The organism is Rhodococcus sp. MSC1_016, from assembly GCF_023667485.2.
GTDB lineage: Bacteria > Actinomycetota > Actinomycetes > Mycobacteriales > Mycobacteriaceae > Rhodococcus_F > Rhodococcus_F oxybenzonivorans.
Genome location: NZ_JAMOZI020000001.1, coordinates 3,302,875 through 3,326,541, shown reverse-complemented (window position 1 = coordinate 3,326,541; position 23,667 = coordinate 3,302,875). Strand labels below are relative to the sequence as shown.

24 protein-coding genes and 1 riboswitch are annotated in these 23,667 nt (G+C 67.4%); of the genes, 10 read left to right on the top strand and 14 right to left on the bottom strand.

The features are described from left to right. The first annotated feature begins 79 nt into the window (after positions 1-79). The 3 genes from L1080_RS15375 (at position 80) to L1080_RS15365 (ending at position 2,564) form a co-directional block, all read left to right on the top strand. Entirely contained in the window at positions 80-1,675 is a 1,596-nt protein-coding gene (locus L1080_RS15375; protein WP_250770298.1) for an FAD-dependent oxidoreductase, read from the top strand. After that, entirely contained in the window at positions 1,672-2,010 is a 339-nt protein-coding gene (locus L1080_RS15370) for a 4Fe-4S dicluster domain-containing protein (protein ID WP_250770294.1), read from the top strand. The genes L1080_RS15375 and L1080_RS15370 overlap by 4 nt, the downstream gene beginning before the upstream one ends. 137 nt (positions 2,011-2,147) lie before the next feature. Then, complete coding sequence (locus L1080_RS15365) at positions 2,148-2,564, top strand: pyridoxamine 5'-phosphate oxidase family protein (protein ID WP_284707866.1); 417 nt, start codon at positions 2,148-2,150, stop codon at positions 2,562-2,564. Between the two features lie 23 nt (positions 2,565-2,587). Here L1080_RS15365 and L1080_RS15360 read toward each other — a convergent pair whose 3' ends face one another. Next, positions 2,588-2,740, bottom strand: coding sequence for a hypothetical protein (locus tag L1080_RS15360; RefSeq protein ID WP_250770292.1), 153 nt, complete (start codon positions 2,738-2,740; stop codon positions 2,588-2,590). A gap of 336 nt (positions 2,741-3,076) precedes the next feature. On the opposite strand from L1080_RS15360, the gene L1080_RS15355 reads away from it, so the two are divergent. Further along, positions 3,077-3,724, top strand: coding sequence for a restriction endonuclease (locus L1080_RS15355; protein WP_159921030.1), 648 nt, complete (start codon positions 3,077-3,079; stop codon positions 3,722-3,724). A 5-nt stretch (positions 3,725-3,729) separates the two neighbouring features. Here the strand turns inward: L1080_RS15355 and L1080_RS15350 are convergent, their stop codons facing one another. Together L1080_RS15350 and L1080_RS15345 are read right to left on the bottom strand one after the other, a co-directional pair. Next, a complete protein-coding gene (locus L1080_RS15350; RefSeq protein WP_159921032.1) occupies positions 3,730-4,188 on the bottom strand; it encodes a 6,7-dimethyl-8-ribityllumazine synthase in 459 nt (152 codons plus the stop codon). 23 nt (positions 4,189-4,211) lie between these two features. Beyond that, positions 4,212-4,724 carry an Lrp/AsnC family transcriptional regulator gene (locus tag L1080_RS15345; protein WP_109328528.1) on the bottom strand — a complete coding sequence of 171 codons (513 nt, stop codon included), beginning with the start codon at positions 4,722-4,724 and terminating at the stop codon, positions 4,212-4,214. A 138-nt stretch (positions 4,725-4,862) separates the two neighbouring features. On the opposite strand from L1080_RS15345, the gene L1080_RS15340 reads away from it, so the two are divergent. The 4 genes from L1080_RS15340 to L1080_RS15325 all read left to right on the top strand — a co-directional run bounded on the left by L1080_RS15340 (position 4,863) and on the right by L1080_RS15325 (position 12,041). Further along, positions 4,863-8,372, top strand: a complete 3,510-nt coding sequence (locus L1080_RS15340) for an indolepyruvate ferredoxin oxidoreductase family protein (RefSeq protein ID WP_374433553.1) — start codon at positions 4,863-4,865, stop codon at positions 8,370-8,372. Between the two features lie 6 nt (positions 8,373-8,378). Next, the gene (locus tag L1080_RS15335; RefSeq protein ID WP_250770285.1) at positions 8,379-9,473 is read left to right on the top strand and encodes a Glu/Leu/Phe/Val family dehydrogenase; all 1,095 of its coding nucleotides are present in this window, start codon (positions 8,379-8,381) and stop codon (positions 9,471-9,473) included. Positions 9,474-9,554: 81 nt separating this feature from the next. Then, positions 9,555-10,679, top strand: coding sequence for a methyltransferase (locus L1080_RS15330; protein WP_250770282.1), 1,125 nt, complete (start codon positions 9,555-9,557; stop codon positions 10,677-10,679). Between the two features lie 93 nt (positions 10,680-10,772). After that, positions 10,773-12,041 (top strand): MFS transporter, encoded by a 1,269-nt coding sequence (locus L1080_RS15325; protein WP_250770279.1) that lies wholly within the window; start codon positions 10,773-10,775, stop codon positions 12,039-12,041. Here the strand turns inward: L1080_RS15325 and L1080_RS15320 are convergent. From L1080_RS15320 to L1080_RS15295, 6 genes are all read right to left on the bottom strand, one after another. Beyond that, positions 12,016-13,041: an ABC transporter substrate-binding protein gene (locus L1080_RS15320; protein WP_250770276.1), complete on the bottom strand. Its 1,026-nt coding sequence runs from the start codon at positions 13,039-13,041 to the stop codon at positions 12,016-12,018. The genes L1080_RS15325 and L1080_RS15320 overlap by 26 nt on opposite strands. Positions 13,042-13,204: 163 nt before the next feature. After that, a complete protein-coding gene (locus tag L1080_RS15315) occupies positions 13,205-13,339 on the bottom strand; it encodes a hypothetical protein (protein ID WP_257792473.1) in 135 nt (44 codons plus the stop codon). Positions 13,340-13,434: 95 nt separating this feature from the next. After that, complete coding sequence (locus L1080_RS15310) at positions 13,435-14,826, bottom strand: T3SS (YopN, CesT) and YbjN peptide-binding chaperone 1 (protein ID WP_250770273.1); 1,392 nt, start codon at positions 14,824-14,826, stop codon at positions 13,435-13,437. Positions 14,827-14,896: 70 nt separating this feature from the next. Next, positions 14,897-15,583 carry an ESX secretion-associated protein EspG gene (locus tag L1080_RS15305; RefSeq protein ID WP_250770270.1) on the bottom strand — a complete coding sequence of 229 codons (687 nt, stop codon included), beginning with the start codon at positions 15,581-15,583 and terminating at the stop codon, positions 14,897-14,899. A 17-nt stretch (positions 15,584-15,600) separates the two neighbouring features. After that, positions 15,601-16,590, bottom strand: a complete 990-nt coding sequence (locus tag L1080_RS15300; RefSeq protein WP_250770268.1) for a hypothetical protein — start codon at positions 16,588-16,590, stop codon at positions 15,601-15,603. A 125-nt stretch (positions 16,591-16,715) separates the two neighbouring features. Next, positions 16,716-17,279, bottom strand: a complete 564-nt coding sequence (locus L1080_RS15295) for a hypothetical protein (RefSeq protein WP_159921046.1) — start codon at positions 17,277-17,279, stop codon at positions 16,716-16,718. Between the two features lie 172 nt (positions 17,280-17,451). On the opposite strand from L1080_RS15295, the gene L1080_RS15290 reads away from it, so the two are divergent. After that, complete coding sequence (locus L1080_RS15290) at positions 17,452-17,574, top strand: hypothetical protein (RefSeq protein WP_284707823.1); 123 nt, start codon at positions 17,452-17,454, stop codon at positions 17,572-17,574. Between the two features lie 3 nt (positions 17,575-17,577). Here the strand turns inward: L1080_RS15290 and L1080_RS15285 are convergent, their stop codons facing one another. Further along, entirely contained in the window at positions 17,578-18,603 is a 1,026-nt protein-coding gene (locus L1080_RS15285) for an alpha/beta hydrolase (protein ID WP_109328548.1), read from the bottom strand. Positions 18,604-18,778: 175 nt separating this feature from the next. Here L1080_RS15285 and L1080_RS15280 point away from each other — a divergent pair, with 175 nt between their 5' ends. After that, positions 18,779-20,143 carry a WS/DGAT/MGAT family O-acyltransferase gene (locus tag L1080_RS15280; protein WP_250770265.1) on the top strand — a complete coding sequence of 455 codons (1,365 nt, stop codon included), beginning with the start codon at positions 18,779-18,781 and terminating at the stop codon, positions 20,141-20,143. Between the two features lie 32 nt (positions 20,144-20,175). On the opposite strand, the gene L1080_RS15275 is transcribed toward L1080_RS15280, so the two are convergent. From L1080_RS15275 to L1080_RS15260, 4 genes are all read right to left on the bottom strand, one after another. Further along, positions 20,176-20,988, bottom strand: a complete 813-nt coding sequence (locus tag L1080_RS15275) for an ABC transporter ATP-binding protein (RefSeq protein ID WP_159921050.1) — start codon at positions 20,986-20,988, stop codon at positions 20,176-20,178. Then, the gene (locus tag L1080_RS15270) at positions 20,981-21,802 is read right to left on the bottom strand and encodes an ABC transporter permease (RefSeq protein WP_159921052.1); all 822 of its coding nucleotides are present in this window, start codon (positions 21,800-21,802) and stop codon (positions 20,981-20,983) included. The genes L1080_RS15275 and L1080_RS15270 overlap by 8 nt, the downstream gene beginning before the upstream one ends. Continuing rightward, positions 21,780-22,808: an ABC transporter substrate-binding protein gene (locus tag L1080_RS15265; RefSeq protein WP_374433638.1), complete on the bottom strand. Its 1,029-nt coding sequence runs from the start codon at positions 22,806-22,808 to the stop codon at positions 21,780-21,782. Before L1080_RS15265 ends, L1080_RS15270 begins: the two co-directional genes overlap by 23 nt. Further along, positions 22,805-23,527: a TenA family protein gene (locus L1080_RS15260; RefSeq protein ID WP_159921054.1), complete on the bottom strand. Its 723-nt coding sequence runs from the start codon at positions 23,525-23,527 to the stop codon at positions 22,805-22,807. Before L1080_RS15260 ends, L1080_RS15265 begins: the two co-directional genes overlap by 4 nt. After that, positions 23,521-23,616: riboswitch (TPP riboswitch) on the bottom strand. Its footprint overlaps the gene before it by 7 nt. Positions 23,617-23,667 lie beyond the last annotated feature (51 nt).

Here is a 23,667-nt window from a genome sequence, read left to right as displayed (position 1 = left end):
CTGATTCTGACGATGGCGGCGGCCGCGGTCGTGGTGAAGCGTGGAGGGGCAGATGTCCGCGCCGACAGGAGTGTCCTTCATGACCGAACTTCTCGACCTGAGTACCGACGTTCTCGTCATCGGCGGTGGGCCCGCCGGTGCGTGGGCGGCTCTGCGCGCCGCCCAGTCCGGCGCCGACGTCGTCCTCGTCGACAAGGGGTACTGCGGGACGAGTGGTGCGACGGCACCCTCGGGAACCGGGGTCTGGTACGTGCAGCCCGATCCGGCAGAGCGCGCCAAGGCGAAGGCCAGCCGCGAGACGCTCGGCGGTCACCTCGCCGACCACCAGTGGATGGACCGTGTCCTGCACCAGACATACGTCAACATGAACCTTCTCGGCGAGGACGGAAGGTACCCGTTCCCCGTCGACCCCGACACGGGACAGCAGATCCGCACCGGACTGCAGGGACCCGAGTACATGCGCCGGATGCGGGCGTGGATCAAGAGGGCGGGCGTCCGGATCCTCGACCACTCACCGGCGCTCGAGCTCCTCATCGACGCCGACGGCGTGGTACGCGGCGCGGCGGGATACCAGCGTCAGGATCACCACGACTATCGCGTCGCTGCCGGCGCGGTCGTGATCGCCAGCGGGGGTTGCGCGTTTCTGTCCCGCGCGCTCGGCACCAACGTCGACACCGGGGACGGTGCGCTGATGGCGGCGGAGGTGGGGGCCACGTTCTCCGGGATGGAATTCTCCAACGCCTACGCCATCGTGCCCGCCAACTCGACCATCACCAAGACCGCCTACTACGGCTACGCCACCTTCTTCCGCGCCGACGGCAGCGTCCTCGAGGGTGCCGGCTCGACCAAGGGTCGCTCGGTGATAGCGCGCACGTTGCTGTCCGAACCGGTCTACGCGCAGCTCGACCGCGCCGACGACGTGGTGCAGCGACAGATGCGACTGGGTCAGCCCAACTTCTTCCTGCAGTTCGATCGTCGGGGCATCAACCCGTTCACCGACCGCTTCGAGGTGAGCATGCTCGCCGAAGGCACCGTGCGAGGAACCGGCGGCATCGAGGTGGTCGACGACAGCTGCGCCACCACGGTTCCCGGATTGTTCGCGGCCGGGGACGCCGCTACCCGGGAACGTATCTGCGGAGGATTCACCGGTGGTGGCAGCCACAACTCGGCATGGGCGATGTCGTCGGGCAGTTGGGCCGGGACGGGTGCCGCTCGCTTCGCTCGCTCGGCCGGCCGGATTCGCGCGTCCGAACTCCGGGCGGTGGGCCGAGCGGGACTGCGGCCGACGTCGCGATCCGAATTGGACGCCCCGGCCGTCGTGGCGGCCGCGCAAGCGGAACTGCTCCCGTACGAGAAGAATCTGCTGCGTGACGGAGGACGCGTGCAGGGTGCCCTCGACGAACTGGAGTCGTTGTGGACGGCGGTGTCTTCGGGCCTCGGCGCCGACACCGGTGACCAACGGGTCCGGGCCCGGCAGGCGGCGGCGATCACTGCAGTCGGCCGCTGGATGTACCACTCGGCGCTGGCACGCACCGAAACGCGGGGCATGAGCAAGCGAGCCGATTTCCCCGACCTCGACCCCGCCCAGCATCATCACATCCTCACTGGCGGCCTGGACGAAGTGTGGACCGCGGCCGGATCGCTCAAAGGTGCAGAACTGCAGGTGGCTTCGTGATCGAGGTGGTGCTGGCCGAGGCGTGCATCGGCTGCGACAAGTGCGTCGACGCATGCCCCACCAACGTCTTCGACCGCACCGAGTCGGGGGTTCCGGCGATCGCCCGCCAATCCGACTGCCAGACCTGCTTCATGTGCGAGGCGTACTGCCCCGTCGACGCCCTTTACGTCGATCCCCGGTCCACTCCGCTGCCGGACGGTCAGCACATCGCCGACGAGCACATCGGCCGCTACCGGGAAAAACTCGGATGGGGGAAGGGGCGAATCGCCGGATCGCTCACGGCGATCGGCCCCACCCTGCCGCACGGCGCACCGCCGCCGAGGCTCCGCCCGTGAGTGGTTGAGGAGTCCAGGGACTCGTTTACCGCTCACAGCGAGGAATACCGTCGTATCGTCGCGAGTTGGTGCTGTTGCCTGCACCGGCGAATCCGAGCGAATCGAGTAGATCGGAGCACGACGTGTCCGAGATGACCATGAGTAAAGCCGATCGTGAAAAGTTCCTCGCGGCACTCCATGTGGGCGTGATCGCGGTCGATAGGGAAGGTCGTGCGCCTCTCGCCGTTCCCATCTGGTACGGCTACGAACCCGGCGGTGAGGTCTATGTGTGGACGGGGCGGGGATCGCTGAAAGAACGCCTGATCCGGGCGGCGGGTCGGTACAGTCTCGTCGCCCAGGACGAGGCGCCGCCGTATCGGTATGTCAGCGTGGAAGGTCCCGCCACATTTGACGAGTCACCGACTGCCGACGACATCCGTGGCCTCGCCACCCGGTACCTCCCCGCCGACGAGGTCGACGCCTTCGTGGAGCAGTCCTTCGACGCAGCCAGTGCCGTCCTCATACGCATGCGGCCCGAACACTGGCTGAGTGTCGACTACGGCAAGGGTTCCTGACACCCGAACGCGCAGAGCAGCGCTCAGAAATCGACGTTATCGTCGGGGCCCTCGCCCGTGAGCGCGTCGACGACGGCAGCAAGGTCGGTGGTCGAGACCGCGCCGGCCGGTTCGCAGCGCCGGTCCTCGAGGCGGACCGGGCGCGACTGCTCGACGTGTGATCGTGCATCCGTCATGGGAAACAACTCCTTCAGCGAGTGCCCGAGCGGCCCAGGGAGGAACCGTCTCGACCCCCATCCTCCACCTGCCGTATTGCTCAGTAGTTACCAGCTAATTACTGGACGCTGCGTCCTGGGTAACGGAACACCGCCGGTCATGCCACCAGCTCATTCTCACCACTCCTGGTTCTCACGCTGTCTACCTCCACGATCCGCGACTTCGGTGGAAACCGCTGCACCGCCCGCCAACTCGGAGGTCTGGCTGTGACGTTCGCCCGCAGATAGCTGATTTGGGCGAACGTCCGGGTACCGTCGACAGGAAGGACTGTTTTCGAGTTGTGGGGGAGGAATGGCATGGCACGCATACGCACGGCGGCAGAAGCAGAGGTCAACGCAGCCGAGCAGATGCAGCGACTCGGGTACCACGACGCCACCGCGCTGCTCGGTGGTGTGGACGGCGGTATCGACGTGTATTCGGCGCGGGCCTATGCGCAGGTGAAATGGCGCGGCGGACGCGCAGACCGGGCGGATCTGCAGAATCTCTACGGTGCCCGCGGCACGAGCTCCGGCCGCGACCTTCTGTACTTCGCGGCCGCCGGATACACCGACGACGCCGTCGAATACGCCGAGGCACTCGGCATCGCCCTGTTTCGCTGCGAGCCCGACGGCGAGACACCGCCGGTGGGCAGCCACGCTCCGAAGTTGATTACCGCCGCGCGTCACTCGGCGGTTGCGGTGGCGTCGGCACCATCGCAGGCGCAGGCGCCCGGCAAGGCGTCGCCCGTGCTCTCCGTCGCCCGCACCGTCTGGGCGCGGGTCGCAGCATTCCTCGGTACTCACTGGCGCCTGATCGGCGCGATCGTGTGCACGCTGGTCCTGCTGATCGCCCCCTTCGGCGAGGGAGACGTCGGACTGCGCGTCTTCGCCACCGTCGCGAGTGTGGTCGGCGCCCCGGTGTTCTGGTTGCTCTACCTTCAACACCGACAAGTGCCGGGCAGGTAGCAGGGCTATTCGGTGGGCAGTGCCTTCAAAGACCTGACGGTGGCGACGCAGGCGCGCGCGGCCTCGGCGCCCTTCTTGACGAAGTGCTCCCCGAAGAAGGTGAGGTGCTCCTCGTGCTCGTGGAAGTGGTGCGGGGTGAGCACCACCGAGAACACCGGCACATCGGTGTCGAGCTGCACCCGCATGAGGCCGTCGATCACGGCGGTGGCAACGAATTCGTGCCGGTAGATTCCGCCGTCGACCACGAGCGCAGCCGCCACGACGGCGTCGTATCGTCCGATGAGCGCGAGGCGGCGAGCGTGGAGCGGAATCTCGAAGGCGCCCGGCACCTCGAAGAAGTCCAGCTGGTCCTTCGAGTACCCGAGCGTGGCCACCTCGTCGGTGAAGCCGTCGCGGGCGCGATCGACGATGTTGCGGTGCCACGTGGCCTGGATGAACGCGATCCGTCCCTGACTCTCACTCATGGTCTGAAACTACTGCACCGGTCCTAGCGTTGCGAACGCGGCAGGGCCGTGGATCGACCCCAACCGGACTCACCGGTGAGGTGTTCGAGCAACGGCTGGATCCGATACGGCAGCGGGCTGGTCAGGGCAATCGTGGTGGTGGAGTGGGTGATCCCGGGGAGATTGGCGATCTTCTCGAGCAGCTTCTGCAGTTCGGCGTGCGTCGACGTGGCCACGCGCACCAGCAGGTCCTCGCGGCCGGTGGTCGCATGAATCTCGATGACTTCCGGCAGATCGACGAGCCGGTTGCCGACCGCGGTGAGTTTGCCCTGCTCCAGTTCGAGTCCGACGAAGGCCTGAATCGGAATGCCCACCTGAGCCAGGTCGAGGTTGGGGCGGAAGCCGGTGAGCAGTCCGCTGGTCTCCATCCGCTTCATCCGGGACTGGACGGTGTTGCGGGCGACGCCCAGCGAGTTGGCGAGTTCGGCCACGCTCATGCGTGAGTCCTTGCCGAGCAGTCCGAGCAACTGCACGTCGAGCTTGTCGATGCTGAGCACTTTGGGCACCTCCGGGAAGTGACGACCGTCACCTGTTGCGTGAACTGATCAGTTGATCCGATTTGCGTTGACCAAATCTTAGACCAGATACAGGATCAAGCTCACGAAATGCTCAACGCGACGGATCGGGAATCGCAGATGACTCAGCTAGACGACGCTCGTACCAGTGCAGCATCCTTTGATCTCGCCGACCGATACCGGGCCGACTCGGGCCCGGTGTTGATGACCGGTGTCCAGGCCATCGCCCGCCAGCTGGTGGAGCAGCACGAACGCGACCGCCGCGCGGGACTGAACGTCGCAACGTTCGTCTCCGGCTACCAGGGCAGCCCCCTGGCCGGCCTCGACCGCACCATCGCCGCGATCCCCACGTTGAGCACCGATCACGACGTCAAGTTCGTGCCCGGCATGAACGAGGAACTGGCCGCGACGTCGGTCTGGGGCAGCCAGGTGGACCTTCCCGCCGGCGAGCGTACCCACGACGGTGTCGTCGGCGTCTGGTACGGCAAGGGTCCCGGTCTCGACCGCGCCAGCGACTCCATCCGGCACGCCGCCATGTACGGCGCCAACGCCCGCGGCGGTGTCCTCGTCCTGGTCGGCGACGACCCCAACGCCAAGTCCTCCACCATCCCTTGCGCCAGCGAGCGGTCGATGGCCGCGATGGGCATGCCGGTGTTCTTCCCGCGCAACGCCGAAGAGGTCATCGCCTTCGGCCTCTACGGGGTGGCGTTGTCGCGGATCTCCGGCTGCTGGTCGGGCATGAAGATCGTCGCCGACGTGGCCGACGGACTCTGGACCCTCGACCGCAACTTCGCCGACCTCGACATCGTGCTCCCCGAGATCGAGTGGAACGGCAGGCCGTGGTCGTATCAGCAGCGCGTGCTGGCGTCCCCGCCCGACAGTGTCTACGCCGAGGCCGACCTCTACGGGCCGCGCTGGGCGATGGTCGAGGCGTTCAACGCCGCCAACGATATCGACCGGATCGAGGTGAACCCGCGCAGCGCGTGGCTGGGCATTGCCGCCGTCGGCACCGCCTACGACTCGCTGCGCCAGGCCCTGCTCGACCTCGGGCTCGGCGACTCCCAGCTCGAGGACGCCGGCATCCGCATTCTCCGCGTCGGCATGCCCTACCCGCTGGGGGCCGACAAGGTTCGCGAACTCGCCGACGGCGTCGAGCAGGTCCTCGTGGTCGAGGAGAAGATGCCGTTCGTCGAGTCGCAGCTCAAGGACATCCTTTACGGCGCCGCGAGCGCTCCCGCCGTGCTGGGCAAGAAGAACGCGCAGGGCAAGAACCTGATCCCGGTCGACGGTGAACTGACCGCCGCTCGCCTCACCGGGCCGCTGCGCCGCGTCCTGAAGGATCGGGTCGCGCTGACGCCGGCGCCGCCGCCGCGTCTCGAGCTGACCGTCCTCCCGACATCGCGCACCCCGTACTTCTGCTCCGGCTGCCCGCACAACCGGTCCACCGCGGTGCCCGAGGGATCGATCGCGGGCGGCGGCATCGGCTGCCACACGCTGGTCACCATGTCGGGTCGCACCGACAGCTCCGTCACGATGCTCACGCAGATGGGCGGTGAGGGCGCGCAGTGGATCGGGCAGGCCCCGTTCACCGACGTCCCGCACATGTTCCAGAACGTCGGCGACGGCACCTACTTCCACTCCGGTCAGCTCGCCGTGCAGGCGTGCGTCGCCGCCGGCGTCAACATCACCTACAAGGTGCTCTACAACTCCGCCGTCGCGATGACCGGTGCGCAGGACGCCGAGGCCGGGCTGACCGTGCCGCAGCTGACCCACAAGCTGGCGTCCGAGGGCGTCAAGCAGATCATCGTCTGCGCCGAGGACCCCAAGCGGCACAGGGGTGCCCGCTTCGCGGCCAACACGCTGCTGTGGGACCGCACCCGTCTCGACGAGGCGCAGCGCGTCCTGCGGGACGTCGAGGGCGTCACCGTGCTGATCTTCGATCAGCAGTGCGCCGCCGAGGCCCGCCGCAAGCGCAAGCGCGGCAAGCTGCCCGCCCGCCGTACCCGCGTCGTCATCAACGAGGCCGTCTGCGAGGGTTGCGGTGACTGCGGCGTGAAGTCCAACTGCCTGTCCGTGCAGCCCGTCGACACCGAATTCGGTCGCAAGACCAAGATCGACCAGACCAGCTGCAACACCGACTACTCCTGCCTCGAGGGCGACTGCCCGTCGTTCGTGACGGTCGAGCTGCCCGAGGAAGGCGCGCCGAAGACATTGCGCGAGATCCCGGTTCCGCCGGAGGTCGGCGACCCCGATCCCGCCGTGTGGACCGGAACGCACAACCTGTTCATGGCCGGTGTCGGTGGTACCGGCATCGTCACCGTCAACCAGGTGCTGGGCATGGCCGCGTTGCGTGCCGGGCTGCACGTCGAGGGACTCGACCAGACCGGTCTCAGCCAGAAGGCCGGACCCGTCACGTCGCACCTGCGGCTCAGTGATCAGAAGACGCGTTCGGGGAGCTCGGCGCCGTCCAACCGGATCAGCCCCGCGACCGCCGACTGCGTCCTCGCTTTCGACCTGCTGACCGCAGCCGACGCCAAGTACGCCGGATACGGCAGCTCCGAGCGCACCATCACCGTCGCATCGACCAGCCAGACCCCGACCGGCGACATGGTTTACGACCCCGCCGTCCGCTATCCGGACGAGGACAAGCTGCTCGAGCGTCTCGACGTCTCGGCCCGCGAACTGACCGCGATCGACGGGCTCGCCGCCGCCACCGCATTGTTCGGCAGCACCGCCGCCGCCAACTTCCTGCTGGTCGGCGCGGCCTACCAGGCCGGCGGACTTCCCGTTCCGGCCCGCTTCATCGAGGAAGCCCTCGAAATCAACGGGGTGGCCGTCGAGTCCAACAAGGCCGCCTTCCACTGGGGACGCGTCGCCGTCGCCGACCGGGAGGCCTTCCTCGCCGCCACCAGCTCGGCCGCCGTGCCGCAGCGCAGCGACACCGTCGTCCCGACGCACCTGTTCGCCGGGTCCACCCTCGGCGGTACGACGCGCGAGCTCACCGAACGCCGCGCAGCCAACCTTGTTGCCTTCCAAGGCGACCGGGTCGCCGCCCGCTACATCGCCCTGGTGCAGCAGGCATGGGACGCCGAGCGCGAGCTGGGTGACCGCACCGAGTTCAGCGAGTCCGTCGCCGCCGGGCTGCATAAGCTCACCGCCTACAAGGACGAGTACGAAGTGGCCCGGATGCTCACCGACCAGGCCTTCCTCGACGCCGCAGCGGGCGAGGTGCCCGGCGCCGGCAAGCTGACCTACAAGCTGCATCCGCCCGTCCTCAAGGCGATGGGCCGCAAGAACAAGATCGGACTCGGGCCGCGCTCGCACGTCGCCCTCAAAGCCCTCGCCAAGGCGAAGTTCCTGCGCGGCACCGCCTTCGACCCGTTCGGCTACGCCAAGGTCCGCCGGCTCGAGCGTCAACTGCTCGCGCATTACGAGTCGACGGTCAGCGAACTGATCGCCGATCTCACCGCCGAGAACTACGACACCGCCGCTCAGATCGCCGCAGCACCCGACCTCGTGCGGGGCTACGAAGACGTGAAACTCCGCAATGTCGCCGTCTACCTCCAGCGTCTCGCCGAACTCGGCGTCGACACCTCAGCCATCACGATCACCACTCCGGAAAGGTCCTGAGAAAAGATGACTCTCACCGTCGAACGTACCGATACTGCGCTGCCCGAGAAGGCTGGTGTCTTCGGACGCACCGACTTTCCCGCCGACTCGGCACACGAGCAGGTCACGTTCTTCCAGGATCCCGCCACCGGTCTGAAGGCGATCGTCGCGATTCACGACACCACACTCGGACCTGCCCTCGGGGGCACCCGCTTCTACCCGTACGCCGACGAGGCCGCCGCGCTCGAGGACGTGCTGCGGCTGTCGCGGGGCATGACCTACAAGTCGGCGATCGCCGGAGTAGACCTCGGCGGCGGCAAGGCCGTCATCATCGGCGACCCGGCCACCGGCAAGTCGGAAGCGCTGCTCGAGGCGTACGCCCGCTTCGTCCAGACCCTCGGCGGCCGGTACATCACCGCCGGTGACGTGGGAACCAACTCCGACGATCTCGACGTCATGGGCCGCGCCACCGACTACGTCGTCGGACGCAACACGTCCGCCGGCGGATCCGGCGACAGCGCGCCGATGACCGCGCTCGGTGTCTTCCAGGCCATGAAGGCCGGCGCCCAGGCCACGTGGGGGACCCCCAGCCTCGCCGGGCGCACCGTCGGCGTCGAGGGCACCGGCAAGGTCGGCTACCAGCTGATCAAGCTGCTGCTCGCCGACGGCGCATCCGTGGTCGCCACCGACGTCAACGCCGCCGCCCTCGACCGGGTGGTCCGCGACTTCCCCGAGGTGAAGGTGGCGTCGAGCGTCATCGATCAGGAACTCGACGTGTACGCGCCGTGCGCGATGGGCGCCACCCTGACCGACACCTCCGTCACCGCGATCACCGCCGAGGTGATCTGCGGTGCCGCCAACAACCAGCTGGCCCACCCCGCGGTCGAACACGACCTCGGCGAACGCGGCATCACCTGGGTGCCCGACTACGTCGCCAACGGCGGCGGCATCATCCAGGTGGCCGGTGAACGCATCGGCACCCCGGCAGCCGACGTCCGCGCGCAGGTCGAGAAGATCTTCGACACCGTCGTAGAGATCCTCGACACGGCCCGACGGAACGGCATCCTCGCCGGCGCCGCAGCCGACGCCGTCGCCGAGGCCCGCATCGCTGCAGCCAGGTAGGCGGCTCCGCCGCCCGTGCGCCTTTCTGGTTGCTCCAGCTACCAAAAAGGCGCACGGGCGCGAAGCGCCTATGGTGGTGCGATGGAAAACGAGTTCGTCCGCTGGACCGAGGACGGCACCGAGCATTCGGCGGTGTGGCGGTCTACCAGCGGTGCGAGGCCGCCGAAGAAGATCCGGTTGGCAGACGACACCATGACAGCCGACGAGGCTTACCGTCTCGCTTGCGAGGGGACGGCGCTGTTGTGGCGCGGCGACTTTCACAACGCCCGGCAACTGTCCGTCGCCGTCGCGAAGCGGACCGACCGCAAACCGCGCAAGGCCTCGGACGACCCCGCGACCGCCTTTCACCTGCACCGGCAGACGCAGTCGAGGCGGGCGGGCATTCTCGGCATGCTGCTGGTCCCGTTCGACGCCGATCAGTCCGTTCCGTTGCGACGGGCCCCCGACGTGCGGCAGGCCGTGCTGGAGGCCTACGGGCCGAGCGATCAGCCCACGGTCACCACTCTGCGCGACCTGCTCGGCGCGATCGGTGCCCACGAATGGCAGAAGAAGGGCGTCGACATTCCGGCCCTGGGCGCCCGAATCCACCCCGGGTACGGCGTGTTCTCCCCGATCCGCGGCGAATACGTCGACCTGGTAGCGGAAACCCCGCTGCCGTCGCTCGAGAAGGCATTCGACATCGGCACCGGAACGGGCGTGCTCGCGGCGGTACTCGCCCACCGCGGCGTAAAGAAAGTGTTTGCCACAGAGGTTGATTCGAATGCCCTCGCCTCCGCCCGGGCCAACCTGGAGCGACTCGGCTACTCGGACCGCGTGCAGCTGGTGGAGGCGGACTTGTTCCCTGAAGGTCGTGCGCCGCTGGTGGTATGCAATCCGCCGTGGATCCCCGCGAAACCCACCTCGCCCATCGAGTACGCAATCTACGACCCCGACAGCGCGATGCTCCGCGGCTTCCTCGCGGGTCTGATCGAGCACCTCGAACCCGGGGGAGAGGGCTGGCTCGTGCTCTCCGACATCGCCGAGCATCTGGGACTGCGCAGCCGGGACCAACTTCTGGCCCTCTTCGACGAAGCCGGGCTTACTGTCGCCGGACGCCGCGACGTGACACCGCGGCACGGAAAGGTTGCCGACCGCACCGACCCACTGCATGCCGCGCGCGCTCGGGAAGTGACGTCGCTGTGGCGGTTGGTGCCCTCGACGCGATAGGCCGGGACGTGGCGCACCGAGAAATACCCGTGCGCCATAGGGTGGTGAGTTGTGCCGCCGCCTTCTCCTTCTTCGCCTACCCGCTTCCAGGGTGTGTTTCCTCGGGCACGGGCGTTGCCGCCGCCGGTGAAACTGCTGTTGTCGTCGATGGTCTTGTTCAACGTCGGCTTCTATCTGGTGGTCCCGTTTCTCGCCGTCCACCTGTCCGACGACCTGGGCTTCGCGGGTTGGGCCGTCGGGCTCGTCCTCGGTCTGCGGATGTTCAGCCAGCAGGGCATGTTCTTTCTGGGCGGCAGCGTGGCCGATCGGTTCGGCGTCCGCCCGGCCGTGCTCGTGGGGATCGCGATTCGGGTGGTCGGCTTCCTGGTGCTCGGGTTTTCGGACACGATGATCGCGGTGGTTGTGGGCGTGCTGCTGATCGGTGTCGCCGCCGCCCTGTTCGCCCCGGCCGTCGAGTCGGCCAATGCCGTGTACGGCAGAAAGCTGCAAGAGCAGGGCGTCATGCGGCGCACGGATCTCTTCGCGATGGAACAGATGTGCAGCCGCACCGGGACGGTGATCGGCCCCGCCCTGGGGGCGGTGTTATTGGCCTTCCCGTTCTCGTGGACCGCGGTCACGGCGGCGATGCTGTTCGCGGCGATGTGGGTGGGTTTCTACCGTTGGCTGCCCGCCGACGACGACGCCGCCGTGGCAGTGCGGGAGGCAACCACGCTGCGGTTGGTGTGGCGAAGTGTGCTGACCAACAAGAGCTTTCTGGTGTTCGCCGCGCTGTGCAGCTTCCAGTTGCTGGCCTACAGCCAGCTGTATTTGATGTTGCCGGACCAACTCGAGCGGGGGCTCGGCTCGCAGGCCGCCCTCGGCTGGTTCTACGTCGGAGCCGCCGTGTTCGTGATCGTCGGTCAGACTCCGACGGTGGCCTGTGCCCACCGCATCGGGCACCGGGCGGCAATCCTCGGCGGGCTGACCCTGATCGCCGTGTCATTCCTCGCTCCGGTGGCCGGCGCCGGGCAGGCAGCTACGCCGCTGGTCCAGATCGTCCTGTTGGCAGTGTGGGTGGTCGTACTGCACCTGGGTCAGATGCTGATGATTCCTCCGATGCGCGACACGATCGGCGCCCTCGCCGGCGAGGCCAACCTGGGTGCGCACTTCGGGATGCTCAACACGATCGGCGGGGTGCTCTGCCTGCTCGGGTCGCTGGCGGTGGGGGCGATCTTCGACCTCGTCGATCTCGGTCGTGTCCCAGCGGCCACCTCCTGGGTGGCGGTGTCCGCTGCCGTGTTCGCCGCCACCGCCGCCCTCGCCGTGTGGACGGCCCGCGCCGGAGCCGTGCGCGCGATTATGCCCCGACGGGTGTCCGGTTGATCCTGTCGACGAACTGGTCGAGAACGAACGGGATGGTCAACGGGTTCGGCATCGACACGGCATCGCTCACGACGGGATCGAGTCCGACGAGCCCACCGGATCGCACGACCTCGAGATTGGTGAACGCCGGCAGGGACGTGAGTCGCTCGCGGGCCGCGTCGTAGTTGTCGACGAGCAGCACATCGCCGTCCAAGAGGTCGAGGTTTTCGGGGGAGACGTCAAAGTAGAGCGCGTTGTCGAAGCGGGTGCCCAATGCGGCGGGCAGCACGAAACCGAGCTGGGTGAGCAGCTGGCTGCGAGCAGCGGAGGGGCTGAAGGCACGCAGCGACCCGTCACCACGGACCGTCACCAGGACGGCCGACTTGCCGGCGAAGTGAGGGTTGGCGGTGCGCGCGCGAACGACGGCTTCCTCCACCTCACGGACCTGCTCGGCGGCGCGTTCGGGCAGCCCGACCGCGGCACCGATCCGCTGGGTCACCTCCTGCCACGGCAGCACCCAGTCGGTCTGATCGGCCGCATGGAGCACGGTCGGGGCGATAGCGCTGAGCTGCTGATACGTGCTCTCGTTGATCGCGTTGTTCACCGCCACGATGAGGTCGGGAGTCGATGCGGCAATCGTTTCGACGTCGAATGAGCTGGTGGCGTTGGCCAGCGCTATCGGGTCGGCCCCGCCCAGGCTCGCGTCGGCCCACTGGCCGATACCGTCGTCGACAGAACCCTTCCAGACCGGAACGAGGACGGGAATCACGCCGAGGGAGAGCAGGACGTCGGCGTCACCGATGCCGACAGCAGCGACCCGTGTCGGTGCCTGGGTGAGGGTCGTGGATCCGTGCACGTGGTCGATGGTGACCGGAAAGGCCCCCGGCTCTGCGCCAGAGGCGTTTTCACCGGCTGCGGCGGGTGACGAGTCGCTGTCCGAGCCGCATGCTGACACGGCAAGACCTGCGACGGTCGCGAACGTCAGGGACAACACGGCACGTCGACTGAGGGTGGGAGGCATGAGGCAGGGTCCTTTCGAGCGCTTTGGGTACCCTAATATAGGCGACGGGCCGGGCGGCCGGTTGGGCGAGCACTCGGGCCCCGATGGCGACGGGTGCGGGCTGGGGACAGCACAGTGCGCCGTCACGGTAGTCGGAACTACCACAACGGCGCACTGGTAAGGGTCAGCGCTTCTTGACGTGCGAGACGATCTCTGGATCGACCTGCCCGTTCGACTTCGACTTCTTGTCGGCGCGCTTTTCTTTCAACGACTTACCGGACTTCTTGGACATGGAATTGCGGGGCGATTTGTCGGCCATGGACTCATCCCTGAACAGCGGAACCTGGACGGCGCCGATAGTGCCGACACTACGCCACATTTCGCGTAGACCGGACCAATCACAGAAGAGGGCCGTCAGGACGACGGGTCGTCGAAAAGGGTCTGCTCTTCCGGGTTGTTGAACAGCCCCATCTGCTCCGGTCGGGGCTTCGTTTCGGAAGCTGGATGAGGGGGCGGAAGGACGATCGTGCGCAGCGCGTCACGCAGATCCCCGACTACCCGCTCCCAGCCGTCGGCATGCGAATCGGACGTCTCGGCCATCGCAGTCTCGGCGTGCTGACGGAATTCGTCGGCGTCCCGGCGGAGCTGCGCGACCCACTCGGTGCCGGTGTTGAGCAGCGACACGATGAGGTCGCGGTCGTGACCGCAGACGTCGGCGACGACCGCGGCATCGGTACCGCCGTCGCCCTCGGGGTCGAGGTGGAACAACGTGAGCAGTTCGTTGGGCAGTTCGGCGGCCGTCATGCGGCTTTCGACGATGATGGCCGGCTCCTCGTCGGGGTCGTCGTCCCGGCGGAAGAACAGCTGTCCGCCGAACCGCGCCGCGAAGTCACCGTCGACGGTCCTCAGGAAGTCGGAGAACACCTTGCAGCTGTCGGTGAGGTGCTGCGGGACGAACGGATTGCCCGACACCTCGAGGAACGCCGACAACCGATCGTCCACCAGCACGAACTTGATCCGCGACCACGTCCGGTTGAGGTCCGCGGTGACCTCGGCTGCCCGGGTGCGGTCGCTGATGTCGTGGATGAGCGGCGCGAAGAGCTGAACATCCACCGAGTCGGCGAGCGGGCCGATGAACAGGATGGTGTTGCCGACCCGAATCGGAACGTCGCCGTCGGGGTCCCGCTCGGGTAGCAGGCCGAGCATCGGGACCAGGGACAGCGTGATCAGCTCGTGGAGATGCTCCGCGTCGCGTGGGACGACTGCTGCGGCGGGATCGAGCTGGGTGACCAGGGGCGGACGCACCGCGACGGGATCGAATGCCGCGGCCGGGTCGGTGCTGGATGTTTCGGTGCTCAGGAAGGCCGGATGCGTCACTCCCCACACGTCCCGGAACGCGGCGACGGTCATCGCGGCGAGCTGATCGGACCACGACTGCTTCTTGTCGACGAAGAACGCGGGCGACCCGTCGTCCGCCTCGTCGTCCGGACCGCGGGTCGGTCGATTCCAGCCCAACTCGGTGAGGTAGTGCTGTTCGGCGTCCGACAACATGCGGTCGGGGTGCAGATAGTGGTTGGACGGCACCTCGCAGCGCACCGTGTCGCCGTCCCAGACGACGAATTGGATGCAGGGCATCAGTCCACGAGATTCGTCGAGCTCCTCGAAGCCCGACTCGAGTACCAGAAGGTCCTCGTCGTGCATCGCTGCCAGGTAGTCGGCGAGGCGACGCTGGAACTCGGCCCAATCGCGATTCACGCTGACGTCCAGATCGAAGTCCTGCATGTCTGCTCCGTCCGGCTCGGCCACGGGTCACCTACTTTCGCCCTACACGGTAGTCGCGAACGCCGACACCGCAGCGCGGGAGGGGACGAAACGCTCAGACGGGGTGCCCGGCGTCGATACGTCCGGTCACCCGGTCGACTGCGGCGAGGAGGTCCCAGGACGTGCCCGGCTCCACCGCCACCGTCGTATCACCCCACACCAGGTAGCGACCGTCGCCGTCGATGTCGCGCCAGGCGAGACCGCCCACCGGTTGCGAGGAGTGCCGCCCACCCCGGATCACCGCGATGGTGCCCTGGCTCGTCGATGACTGCTCGAGCAGCTTCGTTACCGCACGGGACCGCACGGACCGCTCTGCTGGTCCGGTCATCTCGGCGCGGGTGACCACGGTGCCGGGGGCGTGGCCGGCGTTGACGTCCGGAAGCTGGGCAATCAACTGGCGGCCGAGGTCGTAGGGCTCGCAGCGGCGGAGCACCACTTCGGCGCCGGCATGCTGCTGGGCGGCGATCGCGTGCCCTCGGGCCGTCGCCCCGAGCAGTCGGATCGGGGTGTTGCTGCCTTCGCCCAGACAACCCGAAATCTCGATCCGCAGTTCCGGCTCGGCGAGTACCACGAGCGCGGCCGCGAGGTGGTCGTGTTCGGGACCGGAGAATTCGTCCCTGACTCTGCTCTGCTCGGCTGCATACTCCGCGGCGTCGGCTTGTCGGCTCCCACCACGGAAGGGAAACGGGAGACGATCCTGTCCGGTCTTAGCCCACAGCGCCGGGAATTGCCCGACGCTCAATGTCCACTGCGTCACGCTCAGCGGCCGATCACAGCCGGGGACACGTGGGGCAGTGGGCCGACGACCGGACTCCCAGGATCGATGTTCTCGAGATACGCGGGCTCCTCTGCGGGCGCCTGCTCACCGGTGCCCGTCGACTGAGACTTCGCAGCCGGCTTCTGGGCAGGCGCGGCTGCCGCCGCCTGGTGCGCGGCGACCACCCGGTGCGCGTACTGAGCGACCCCGCCGCCGACCGCGCCGGCCAGGGCCGCACCCGCCACGGACCCGGAGCCCGTTCCGGCGGGCACATCGTGCTGTCGGGGTGCGTCGGTGACATCGTCGTGAGGGCTTTCACTTCGTCGGTGCTCGTTGTGGAAGTCCTCCGGGCGAGTGCCTTCTGCTACCTGTGGAGCGCTGGGAATCCCGTGTATTCCGTTGGGGCCGTAGTCGAATCCGACGGGCTGGCCAGCGGCGGCGGCGTGCGTCGAAGTGATCTCGGCTGCGTCGGGCGTTCGAGCATCCAGGGTGGGGAGCTGTGCGCCCGCAGTCTGGTATGCCGACGAGTAGACAGAGCTCATCGCCGCTTTCGCCGCGTCCTCCGCAGCCACGGATTCGGCTTCACCGCTCCAATTCCACGGCATCACCCGCGTCCAGTCGGTGGCGTACCCGACCGGTTCGCCGACAGCCGCCCGGACCGCTTCGGCCCCGGCAATCGCCTCCCGTAGCGCCGCCCCGACGTCGCGGAAGCCTTCACCCGCCGGGTGCGCGCCCACGACGTAGGAGTCGATTGCGGAGGCGGCAGCCCCGGCAGCGGGTCCCCGCCACCCGCTCGCGAGCGCACCCCGGGTGGCGTCATGAAATGCGGTGATCGAGTCCTGGAATCGGCGGCCGATCTCGTCCCAGGCGGCCGCCACCGCCTCGGACGTCGCCGGCGACATCGCCTCGACGGCGCCTCTGATCGCGCGGTGGTCCCACTGCTCCGACTGGAAGTTCTCGCCACTCGCCCGGTGGTCGTACTCGTCACTCATGTGAAGCCCTCCCATGCCGGCCACTCTCGGTCCCCGAATGGATCCCCCCGACCCGGCGGGAAGCCACCTTACAGGCGGCTCGACGCGTCACACCATCACGAATCTTCGCGACGGTCCGGCGACGTTCAGCGCTGCGGACGGGTGGTCACCGGCGGAATGGTGATCACCGGACGGGTCGTCGTGGTGGTGGTCGGGGCCGGTTGGGCGGGAATTCCCGCTGCGGCCCGTGCATCGGGCGCCTCGGTGGTCGTGATCACCGGCGCGCGCGTGACCGCGGGCTGGGTAACCGGGGGCTGAGTGACGGGCGCCCGGGCGACCGGAGGCTGGATGACGGGGGCAACGTTGACGGTGGGGCGAGGAACGATCGTCGCAACCGGGGCCGGAGGCAGGGGCGCCGCCGCGGGCGGCAACGTGGTGGTCGGGGCGGGCTCGGTGGTGACCGGGATCGCTCGCGGTGTGGTGAGGTCCGCCATCTGCCACGTCGGGGTCGGTGGCACAAAAACCTGGTAGGTCGCGGGCTCGGCGCTGTAAGCACCGGCGGCCTGCAATCCCTCCGAGGACAGCGGGGGCGGCGCCACATACGCATTACTGCTGTCGAACACCCCGCCCGCAGCGCCCACCATGATGCCCGAGACCGCGGATACAGCGGCAATCGCAAGTGCCCCGATCGCTACGGTTCTGTCGTCCATTCGCTACCTGTCGTCGGCGTCCAAATGCGTCCACCATAGAGGGTGGCCTGCTCGAACGCCGCACGTGTACGCCCGCCGAGCGCATCCGGAGGGTTCGCTCGATAGTTGCCGGGTTCGGCGCACGTTGACGAGAACTCTTGTTCGGTACAGCCCCCACGATCACGATCGATCGGTGTCCATGTCGCTCCGACCGGGGGTAATGATGTCTCTACTCGACAAGTTCTTCCGCCGCACGTCGCTGTCCGCGCGAGCCGGGGTGGCTGTCGCTGCGTCCGCCATCCTCTTCGCGTCGTGACGGTTAACTCACCCGTGAGTACTTGTTAACAGCGGGGTGCGCAGAAGTGCTCACGGGTGTGGACTCACGGATGAAGCGGCCGATCTCCCGAATCGCCTTTCTGCCCTCGGGGAGCAGCCCCGCAGCGGCCTGGAAGACGTGCACCTGGCGTTCCCAGATCTGCAGTTCGCACGGGACGCCCGCCTGGGAGAGTCGTTGCGACATCAACTCCGCGTCGACGTACACCATTTCCTGTGAACCGGTCTGGATCAGCGCGGGCGGCATCGCAGCGAGGTCGCCGTCCACGGGCGAGGTGGACGGTTGGTGCCCGCCGCGGGTATCGAGCCGTTCGATGAGTGTCGACAGTGCGCCGACCGCGCGCCGGGGGAACACCGCGCACAGGTCGGCGTTGGGGTGTGCCAGCTTGTTGACCGGGTCCAGGTCGGTCAGCGGCGACAGCGCGACATCCGCGGCGGGGCGGGGAAGTCCCTGCCGTAATGCTTCGAGCGTCACCATGAATGTCAGGAAACCGCCCGCGGAGTCGCCGGCGATGACGATCCGATCGGCGGTGTAACCGTGCGCGAGGAGCCAGCGGTAGCCGTCGACCCCGTCGTCCACCGCCGCGCGGATCGGATTCTGCGGGATCATCCGGTAAGCCACGTTCAAGGTGGACGCCTGGGATTCGGTCGAGATACGGGACACCATCTGCCGGTGCGAATTGATTCCGCAGCACAGAAAGGCGCCGCCGTGCAGGTACAAGATGGCCCGGTTGCCGTTCTCGCCGGCGGGGCGGATCCATTCGGCGCGGCAGTGGGGAAGTCGGATCGGCCTCCGCTGGGTCCCGCGGACGGGGCCGAGGGAGTACCCGAGATAGTCGACCACCCCGGTGGGCCACGGCAGGTCGGGGTAGCGGGCCCAGCCGTCGAGGAACGGCCGGACGGTGCGCCGGAGGGTGTGCGCGAGGGCAGCGGACTGCACGCTCGTCCCCACGAAGTCGCGCCGGGTCAGCGGTAGCGGCGAGGGGCAGAACTCCGCAGCTGCAGTGCTCATGGCCTGCCTCCTTCGGTCCGCGGTCGTCCGGTGACGCCCGTGGTTGGAGTCACCGTTTTTGCGCCGCACGATCTATATCGGAGTTGTGCGCACGGACGCTACGCCCGACGTACCATCCACAGGAAAGTCGTAATGGGATAGTGACCGAGCGGGGGTGAACGTCCAGGTGGGGATAATGCCGGTTACCGATTCGATATTCCTGTTAGGCGAATCGAGGGAGCATCCGATGCATGTCGGGTCGCTCGAATTGTTTACTCCGCCCGATGATGCCGGGCCCGGCTACGTGAAGACGATGCTCGACACGATGCTGTCGCACACGACCGTCGACTCCACGTTCCGGAAGAAGCCGCAGGGTCCCGTCGGCAGCGTCGGCAACCTGTGGTGGGCGGACGAGGGCGACAACGTGGACCTCGAATACCACGTTCGGCATTCGGCGTTGCCGGCGCCGTGCCGGGTCCGGGAGCTGCTCACGCTCACCTCCCGGCTGCACGGCACGCTCCTCGACCGTCACCGCCCCTTGTGGGAGATGTATGTGATCGAGGGGCTCAGCGACGGACGGTTCGCGATCTACACCAAATTGCATCATTCGCTGATGGATGGCGTATCCGGGCTCCGGTTGCTGCAACGCACGCTGACCACGGACCCCACGGTGCGTGATGCCCCGCCGCCGTGGAACTTGCCGCGCGGGGAGAAGAAACCGGACAGCGGCGGTGGTCTGGACCTCGGTTCGGTGTTCGGCGGCCTCCGCCGAACGGTCGGTGAGGTGGCCGGTCTCGCCCCGGCTTCCCTGCGCATCGCCCGTACCGCGCTGGGGCAACACGATATGAAGTTCCCGTACGAGGCGCCCAGGACCATGCTGAACGTCCCGATCGGGGGCGCGCGGCGTTTCGCCGCCCAGTCGTGGTCGCTCGAGCGCGTCAACGCCGTGCGTAAGTCGGCGGGGGTGAGTGTCAACGACGTCGTGCTCGCCATGTGCGCCGGAGCATTGCGCCACTACCTGACCGAACAGGATGGATTGCCGGACGCGCCGCTCATCGCCATGGTTCCCGTCTCCTTGCGTGACGAGAAGAAGGTGGACGCCGGAGGCAACTCCGTGGGTGTCACGTTGTGCAATCTGGCGACAGACATCGAGGACCCGGCCGATCGGCTGTCGGCCATCTCGGCGTCCATGTCCCAGGGAAAAGAGTTGTTCAGCAGTCTCACCCCGATGCAGGCGCTGGCGTGGTCGGCGGTCAACATGTCGCCGATCGCCCTGACTCCGATTCCGGGCGTGGTGCGCCTCACGCCGCCGCCGTTCAATGTGATCATCTCCAACGTTCCAGGACCACCGAAAACGATGTACTTCAACGGTTCCCGTCTCGACGGGCTTTATCCGACGTCGGTGGTGCTGGACGGGCAGGCCCTTAACATCACCCTCACCAACAACGGTGGCAATCTCGACTTCGGGGTGGTGGGATGCCGACGATCGGTTCCGAGTTTGCAGCGGATCCTCATCCACCTCGAAACGGCGCTCGCGGAACTCGAGAAGGCGCTGTTGTGACGTGACGTTGCTCGAGCGGGGGCGCGGCGTGGTCAGCCTCGCCGCGACTCCTGCTCGACCAGCGCGCGCTTCGACTCCTCGTGCAAGACCTCGAGAAGTTCGTGTTCGACGTCCGCGAACTCCGGGGACGTCATCATCGACAGCTCCCGGGGGCGGGGCAGATCCACGGTCACCTCACGCCGGACGGTGGCCGGTCGTGCCGACAGCACGACCACCCGGTCCGACAAGTACACGGCTTCACGAATGTCGTGGGTGATCATCAACACCGTCCACCGATAGCGCTGCCACACCTCCTGCAACCAGGCCTGCATCTCGGTGCGGGTCAAGGAATCCAGGGCACCGAACGGTTCGTCGAGGAGGAGAACGGGGCGCTCCTGAACGACGGTGCGGAGCATCGCAGCGCGTTGCCGCATCCCGCCCGACAACTGGCTGGGTCGCGCGTCCTCGAACCCGGCGAGGCCGAACACGGGGAAGAGGGCGCGGGCGCGTTCGCGTGCGTCACGTCGGGGCATGCCCTGCACCTCGAGACCGAGGGTGGTGTTGTCGAGAACGGTGCGCCACGGGAACAGAAGGTCCTTCTGCGGCATGTAGGCACACTGTGCCGAACCGCCACCGGCCGCGGGCACCGGCGTGCCGCCGATCGTGACGGTGCCGGAGTCGGGTCGGTCGAGTCCGGCGAGCATCGCGAACGCTGTGCTCTTCCCGCACCCGCTCGGTCCGATGACCGACACGAACTCGCCCGGTTCGACGGTGAACGACACCGTGTCGAGTACGGGCCGGACGCCGCCGCGAACCGGGAAGGCCTTGGACAACCCGCACAGTTCGACCCGCGCGTCGTCAGTCATTACGGCCCCTCTCGGCGGCGATCCACGGCGCGACGGCACGTTCGACCGCGAAGGTGAGCAGGTAGAGGCTGACGCTGATCACCGCGGTCACGAGCACCGCGGCCAACACCAGGTCGGTCCGGAACGAGTTCTTCTGGGTGGCCATGTAAATGCCGAGACCCGAGGTTGCGCCGACGTATTCGGCGAACACCGCTCCCACGACGGCGTAGGTGATGCCGATCCGCAGGGCCGTGAAAAAGCGCGGAATTGCCGAGGGCAGTCGGACGTAGCGGAACTCCTGCCACCGGGACGCGCCCATGCTGCGCAGCAGTGATCCGGCCTCCCGATCGGCCGCCGCGAACCCTTCGATCAGGCCGATCGTCATCGGGAAGAAGGTGGCGAGCGCGATGACGAGAATCTTGGGCAGCAAGCCGAAGCCGAACCAGATGATCATCAGTGGTGCGATCGCGATGATGGGCAGTGTCTGCGACACCACGAACAGCGGCACGAACGCGCGCCGCAGCCATGGCGAGAAATCGACCAGAACCGCGAGCGCCCAGGCACACAGCAGAGACACCGCGAAGCCGATGATGGTGACCTGAAGGGTGGCGGAGGCATGTCCGGCGATGACGTCGCGGGCACGCCACCCCTGCGCGACCACACGGAGTGGCGATGGCAGCACCTGCGGACGAATTCCGCTGACACTGACATAAATCTGCCAGGCGACCACCAGCGCCACGACGACCACGAGCGCAGGGAGTCCCCGCCGCAGGACCGAGGACGTCCCCGGCCCCGCGGAACGCGAACTCGTCTCAGGGTGTGTCGAGGTACTCATTGGTGAAATATGTCGACCAGTCGGGTTCGGCGGTCAGCGGCGCTCCGTCGGGTCCCGTCAGCAAGCCGTGTTCGAACAGGAAGCCCGAGTACCCTGCCCATTTCTCCGTGGTCTGTGTACCGACGGTCCCGGTGGAATCTTTCATGTACTGGGACGAGAGCATCTGCTGGCTTTCCCGCACCAGCGACTCGTCCGGGAACGCACCGGGATTGGCGTCGATCAGCATCTGCGCGGCCTGATCGGGCTGGTCGGCCGCGAACTGGTAGCCCCGCTGCAGGGCCTGGACGAACTTCCGTGCCTCCTCGGGGTGCTCGGCCATCCATCCCTCGTTGCCCTCGATCACGAGTGCATACGCGTCGGGAAATCCGAAGTCCGTGTAGTGGAAGTACCGCATCGGCGTTCCCTGGTGCGCGGCCTCGATGCCTTCCCACGCGAAGAAGGACACGGTGAAGTCGGCGGTGCCGGAGTAGACCGCCTCGTACGCGGACGTGCCGAGGGTGACGGTGGTGAACTCACCCTTGCCGCCGTCGTTGCGGATGATCTGTTTCAGCGTCGCTTCGCCGTCGGGGTCGGCGAAGCCCGCGTAGATCTTGCCGTCCAAGTCCCGAGGACGGGTGATGTCGGGGCGGTCTGCCCTGACCGCGATGCCCGTGGCCCAGTGCTGCAGAGGTGCGAGCACGGACTTCGTCTGGGCACCCGCAGCCTTGGAGAACGTCGCCGAACTCTGGAAACTCACGCCGAACTCGGCATTGCCGGCGTCGACGAGCGTGTCAGGGGACGTGTCGTTGTACGGCAGAACCTCCACGTCGAGTCCGGCGTCGGCGAAATAGCCCTGTTCGAGGGCGACGAACAAACCGGTGTGATTGGTGTTCGGCGTCCAGTCGAGGGCGAATCTGATGGTGTCGTCCGACGACCCGTTGCCGGCGCACCCGGCCAGTACAGAGAGTGCGGACACGAGGACGACGGCTGCAGCGGCGGCGCGCTTGGTGCGCGCGAAGAACGTCACGACTTCGGCCACTTCTGCTCGTTCAGGGCGGTATCCCAGAACAGGAGTTCGTACCGGCTGGCGACGACGAACGCCTCGATCATGGCCTCACGCTGCGCTTCGGTGGCGGCATCGGCGGCAGCGTCCACCAGTTCGCGGGCGGTGGCCACGGCAGCGTGGAATTCTTCGGCATCGTAGGTGGTCACCCACTGCGCGTACGGATGCGACGGGTCCGCGGAGAGCACCTCGCGGGCGCTGGCGGCGAGTCGTCGTCCCACGTCGGCGTAGATCCAGAAGCAGGGCAGTACCGCAGCCGCGGCAACCGGATACGGCTCGGTGGCGGCGACGGCCGTCAGGTAGGAGACGTACCCGAGGCAGGCCTGCGAATGCTGCGGCTGAGCGTCCGACGCGGGCAACTTTCCGCCGCTCAGCAGATTCTGGTGCAGGCTGGCCTCGACGGTGGCTGCGGTGGCGGCGGAGTTGGCCCAGAATCCGGCCGCGACCGGGTCCGGAGCGTGCGCGGCCACCAGTGACAGCGCTTTCGCGTACCCGGTGAGGTACAGAAAGTCCTGTTCGATGTACGTGCGGAACACGTCCAGCGGAAGCGTGCCGTCACCGAGTCGGCGGAGAAATTCGAGCTCGTCGATCGCGTCCCGCAACACCGTGGTCCGGTCCCATAAGAGGTCCGTGAATCTGGTGTGCCGGCCCACGACGGCGGCATCATGGACAGAGCTGTTCACTACAATGACATCCCTTCGTCAGCATTACCTGAGCAGGTTCCCGGGTGTGATCTCAGCCCCGCCCGTGCGGAGCACCCCGTGTCAGAACAAGCCGACCCTAGCACCGCCCGCCGGGAGAGCGGAAAAGCCCCGTTCACCCG

What these genes read in the sequence shown, in the direction of transcription:
- L1080_RS15275 (WP_159921050.1), bottom strand. Translation starts at nt 20,988, where the DNA reads ATGACTGACGACGCGCGGGTCGAACTGTGCGGGTTGTCCAAGGCCTTC.
- L1080_RS15295 (WP_159921046.1), bottom strand. Translation starts at nt 17,279, where the DNA reads ATGGACGACAGAACCGTAGCGATCGGGGCACTTGCGATTGCCGCTGTA.
- L1080_RS15270 (WP_159921052.1), bottom strand. Translation starts at nt 21,802, where the DNA reads ATGAGTACCTCGACACACCCTGAGACGAGTTCGCGTTCCGCGGGGCCG.
- L1080_RS15340 (WP_374433553.1), top strand. Translation starts at nt 4,863, where the DNA reads ATGACTCAGCTAGACGACGCTCGTACCAGTGCAGCATCCTTTGATCTC.
- L1080_RS15350 (WP_159921032.1), bottom strand. Translation starts at nt 4,188, where the DNA reads ATGAGTGAGAGTCAGGGACGGATCGCGTTCATCCAGGCCACGTGGCAC.
- L1080_RS15280 (WP_250770265.1), top strand. Translation starts at nt 18,779, where the DNA reads ATGCCGGTTACCGATTCGATATTCCTGTTAGGCGAATCGAGGGAGCAT.
- L1080_RS15300 (WP_250770268.1), bottom strand. Translation starts at nt 16,590, where the DNA reads ATGAGTGACGAGTACGACCACCGGGCGAGTGGCGAGAACTTCCAGTCG.
- L1080_RS15355 (WP_159921030.1), top strand. Translation starts at nt 3,077, where the DNA reads ATGGCACGCATACGCACGGCGGCAGAAGCAGAGGTCAACGCAGCCGAG.
- L1080_RS15315 (WP_257792473.1), bottom strand. Translation starts at nt 13,339, where the DNA reads ATGGCCGACAAATCGCCCCGCAATTCCATGTCCAAGAAGTCCGGTAAG.
- L1080_RS15360 (WP_250770292.1), bottom strand. Translation starts at nt 2,740, where the DNA reads ATGACGGATGCACGATCACACGTCGAGCAGTCGCGCCCGGTCCGCCTC.
- L1080_RS15285 (WP_109328548.1), bottom strand. Translation starts at nt 18,603, where the DNA reads ATGAGCACTGCAGCTGCGGAGTTCTGCCCCTCGCCGCTACCGCTGACC.
- L1080_RS15320 (WP_250770276.1), bottom strand. Translation starts at nt 13,041, where the DNA reads ATGCCTCCCACCCTCAGTCGACGTGCCGTGTTGTCCCTGACGTTCGCG.
- L1080_RS15335 (WP_250770285.1), top strand. Translation starts at nt 8,379, where the DNA reads ATGACTCTCACCGTCGAACGTACCGATACTGCGCTGCCCGAGAAGGCT.
- L1080_RS15330 (WP_250770282.1), top strand. Translation starts at nt 9,555, where the DNA reads ATGGAAAACGAGTTCGTCCGCTGGACCGAGGACGGCACCGAGCATTCG.
- L1080_RS15375 (WP_250770298.1), top strand. Translation starts at nt 80, where the DNA reads ATGACCGAACTTCTCGACCTGAGTACCGACGTTCTCGTCATCGGCGGT.
- L1080_RS15365 (WP_284707866.1), top strand. Translation starts at nt 2,148, where the DNA reads ATGAGTAAAGCCGATCGTGAAAAGTTCCTCGCGGCACTCCATGTGGGC.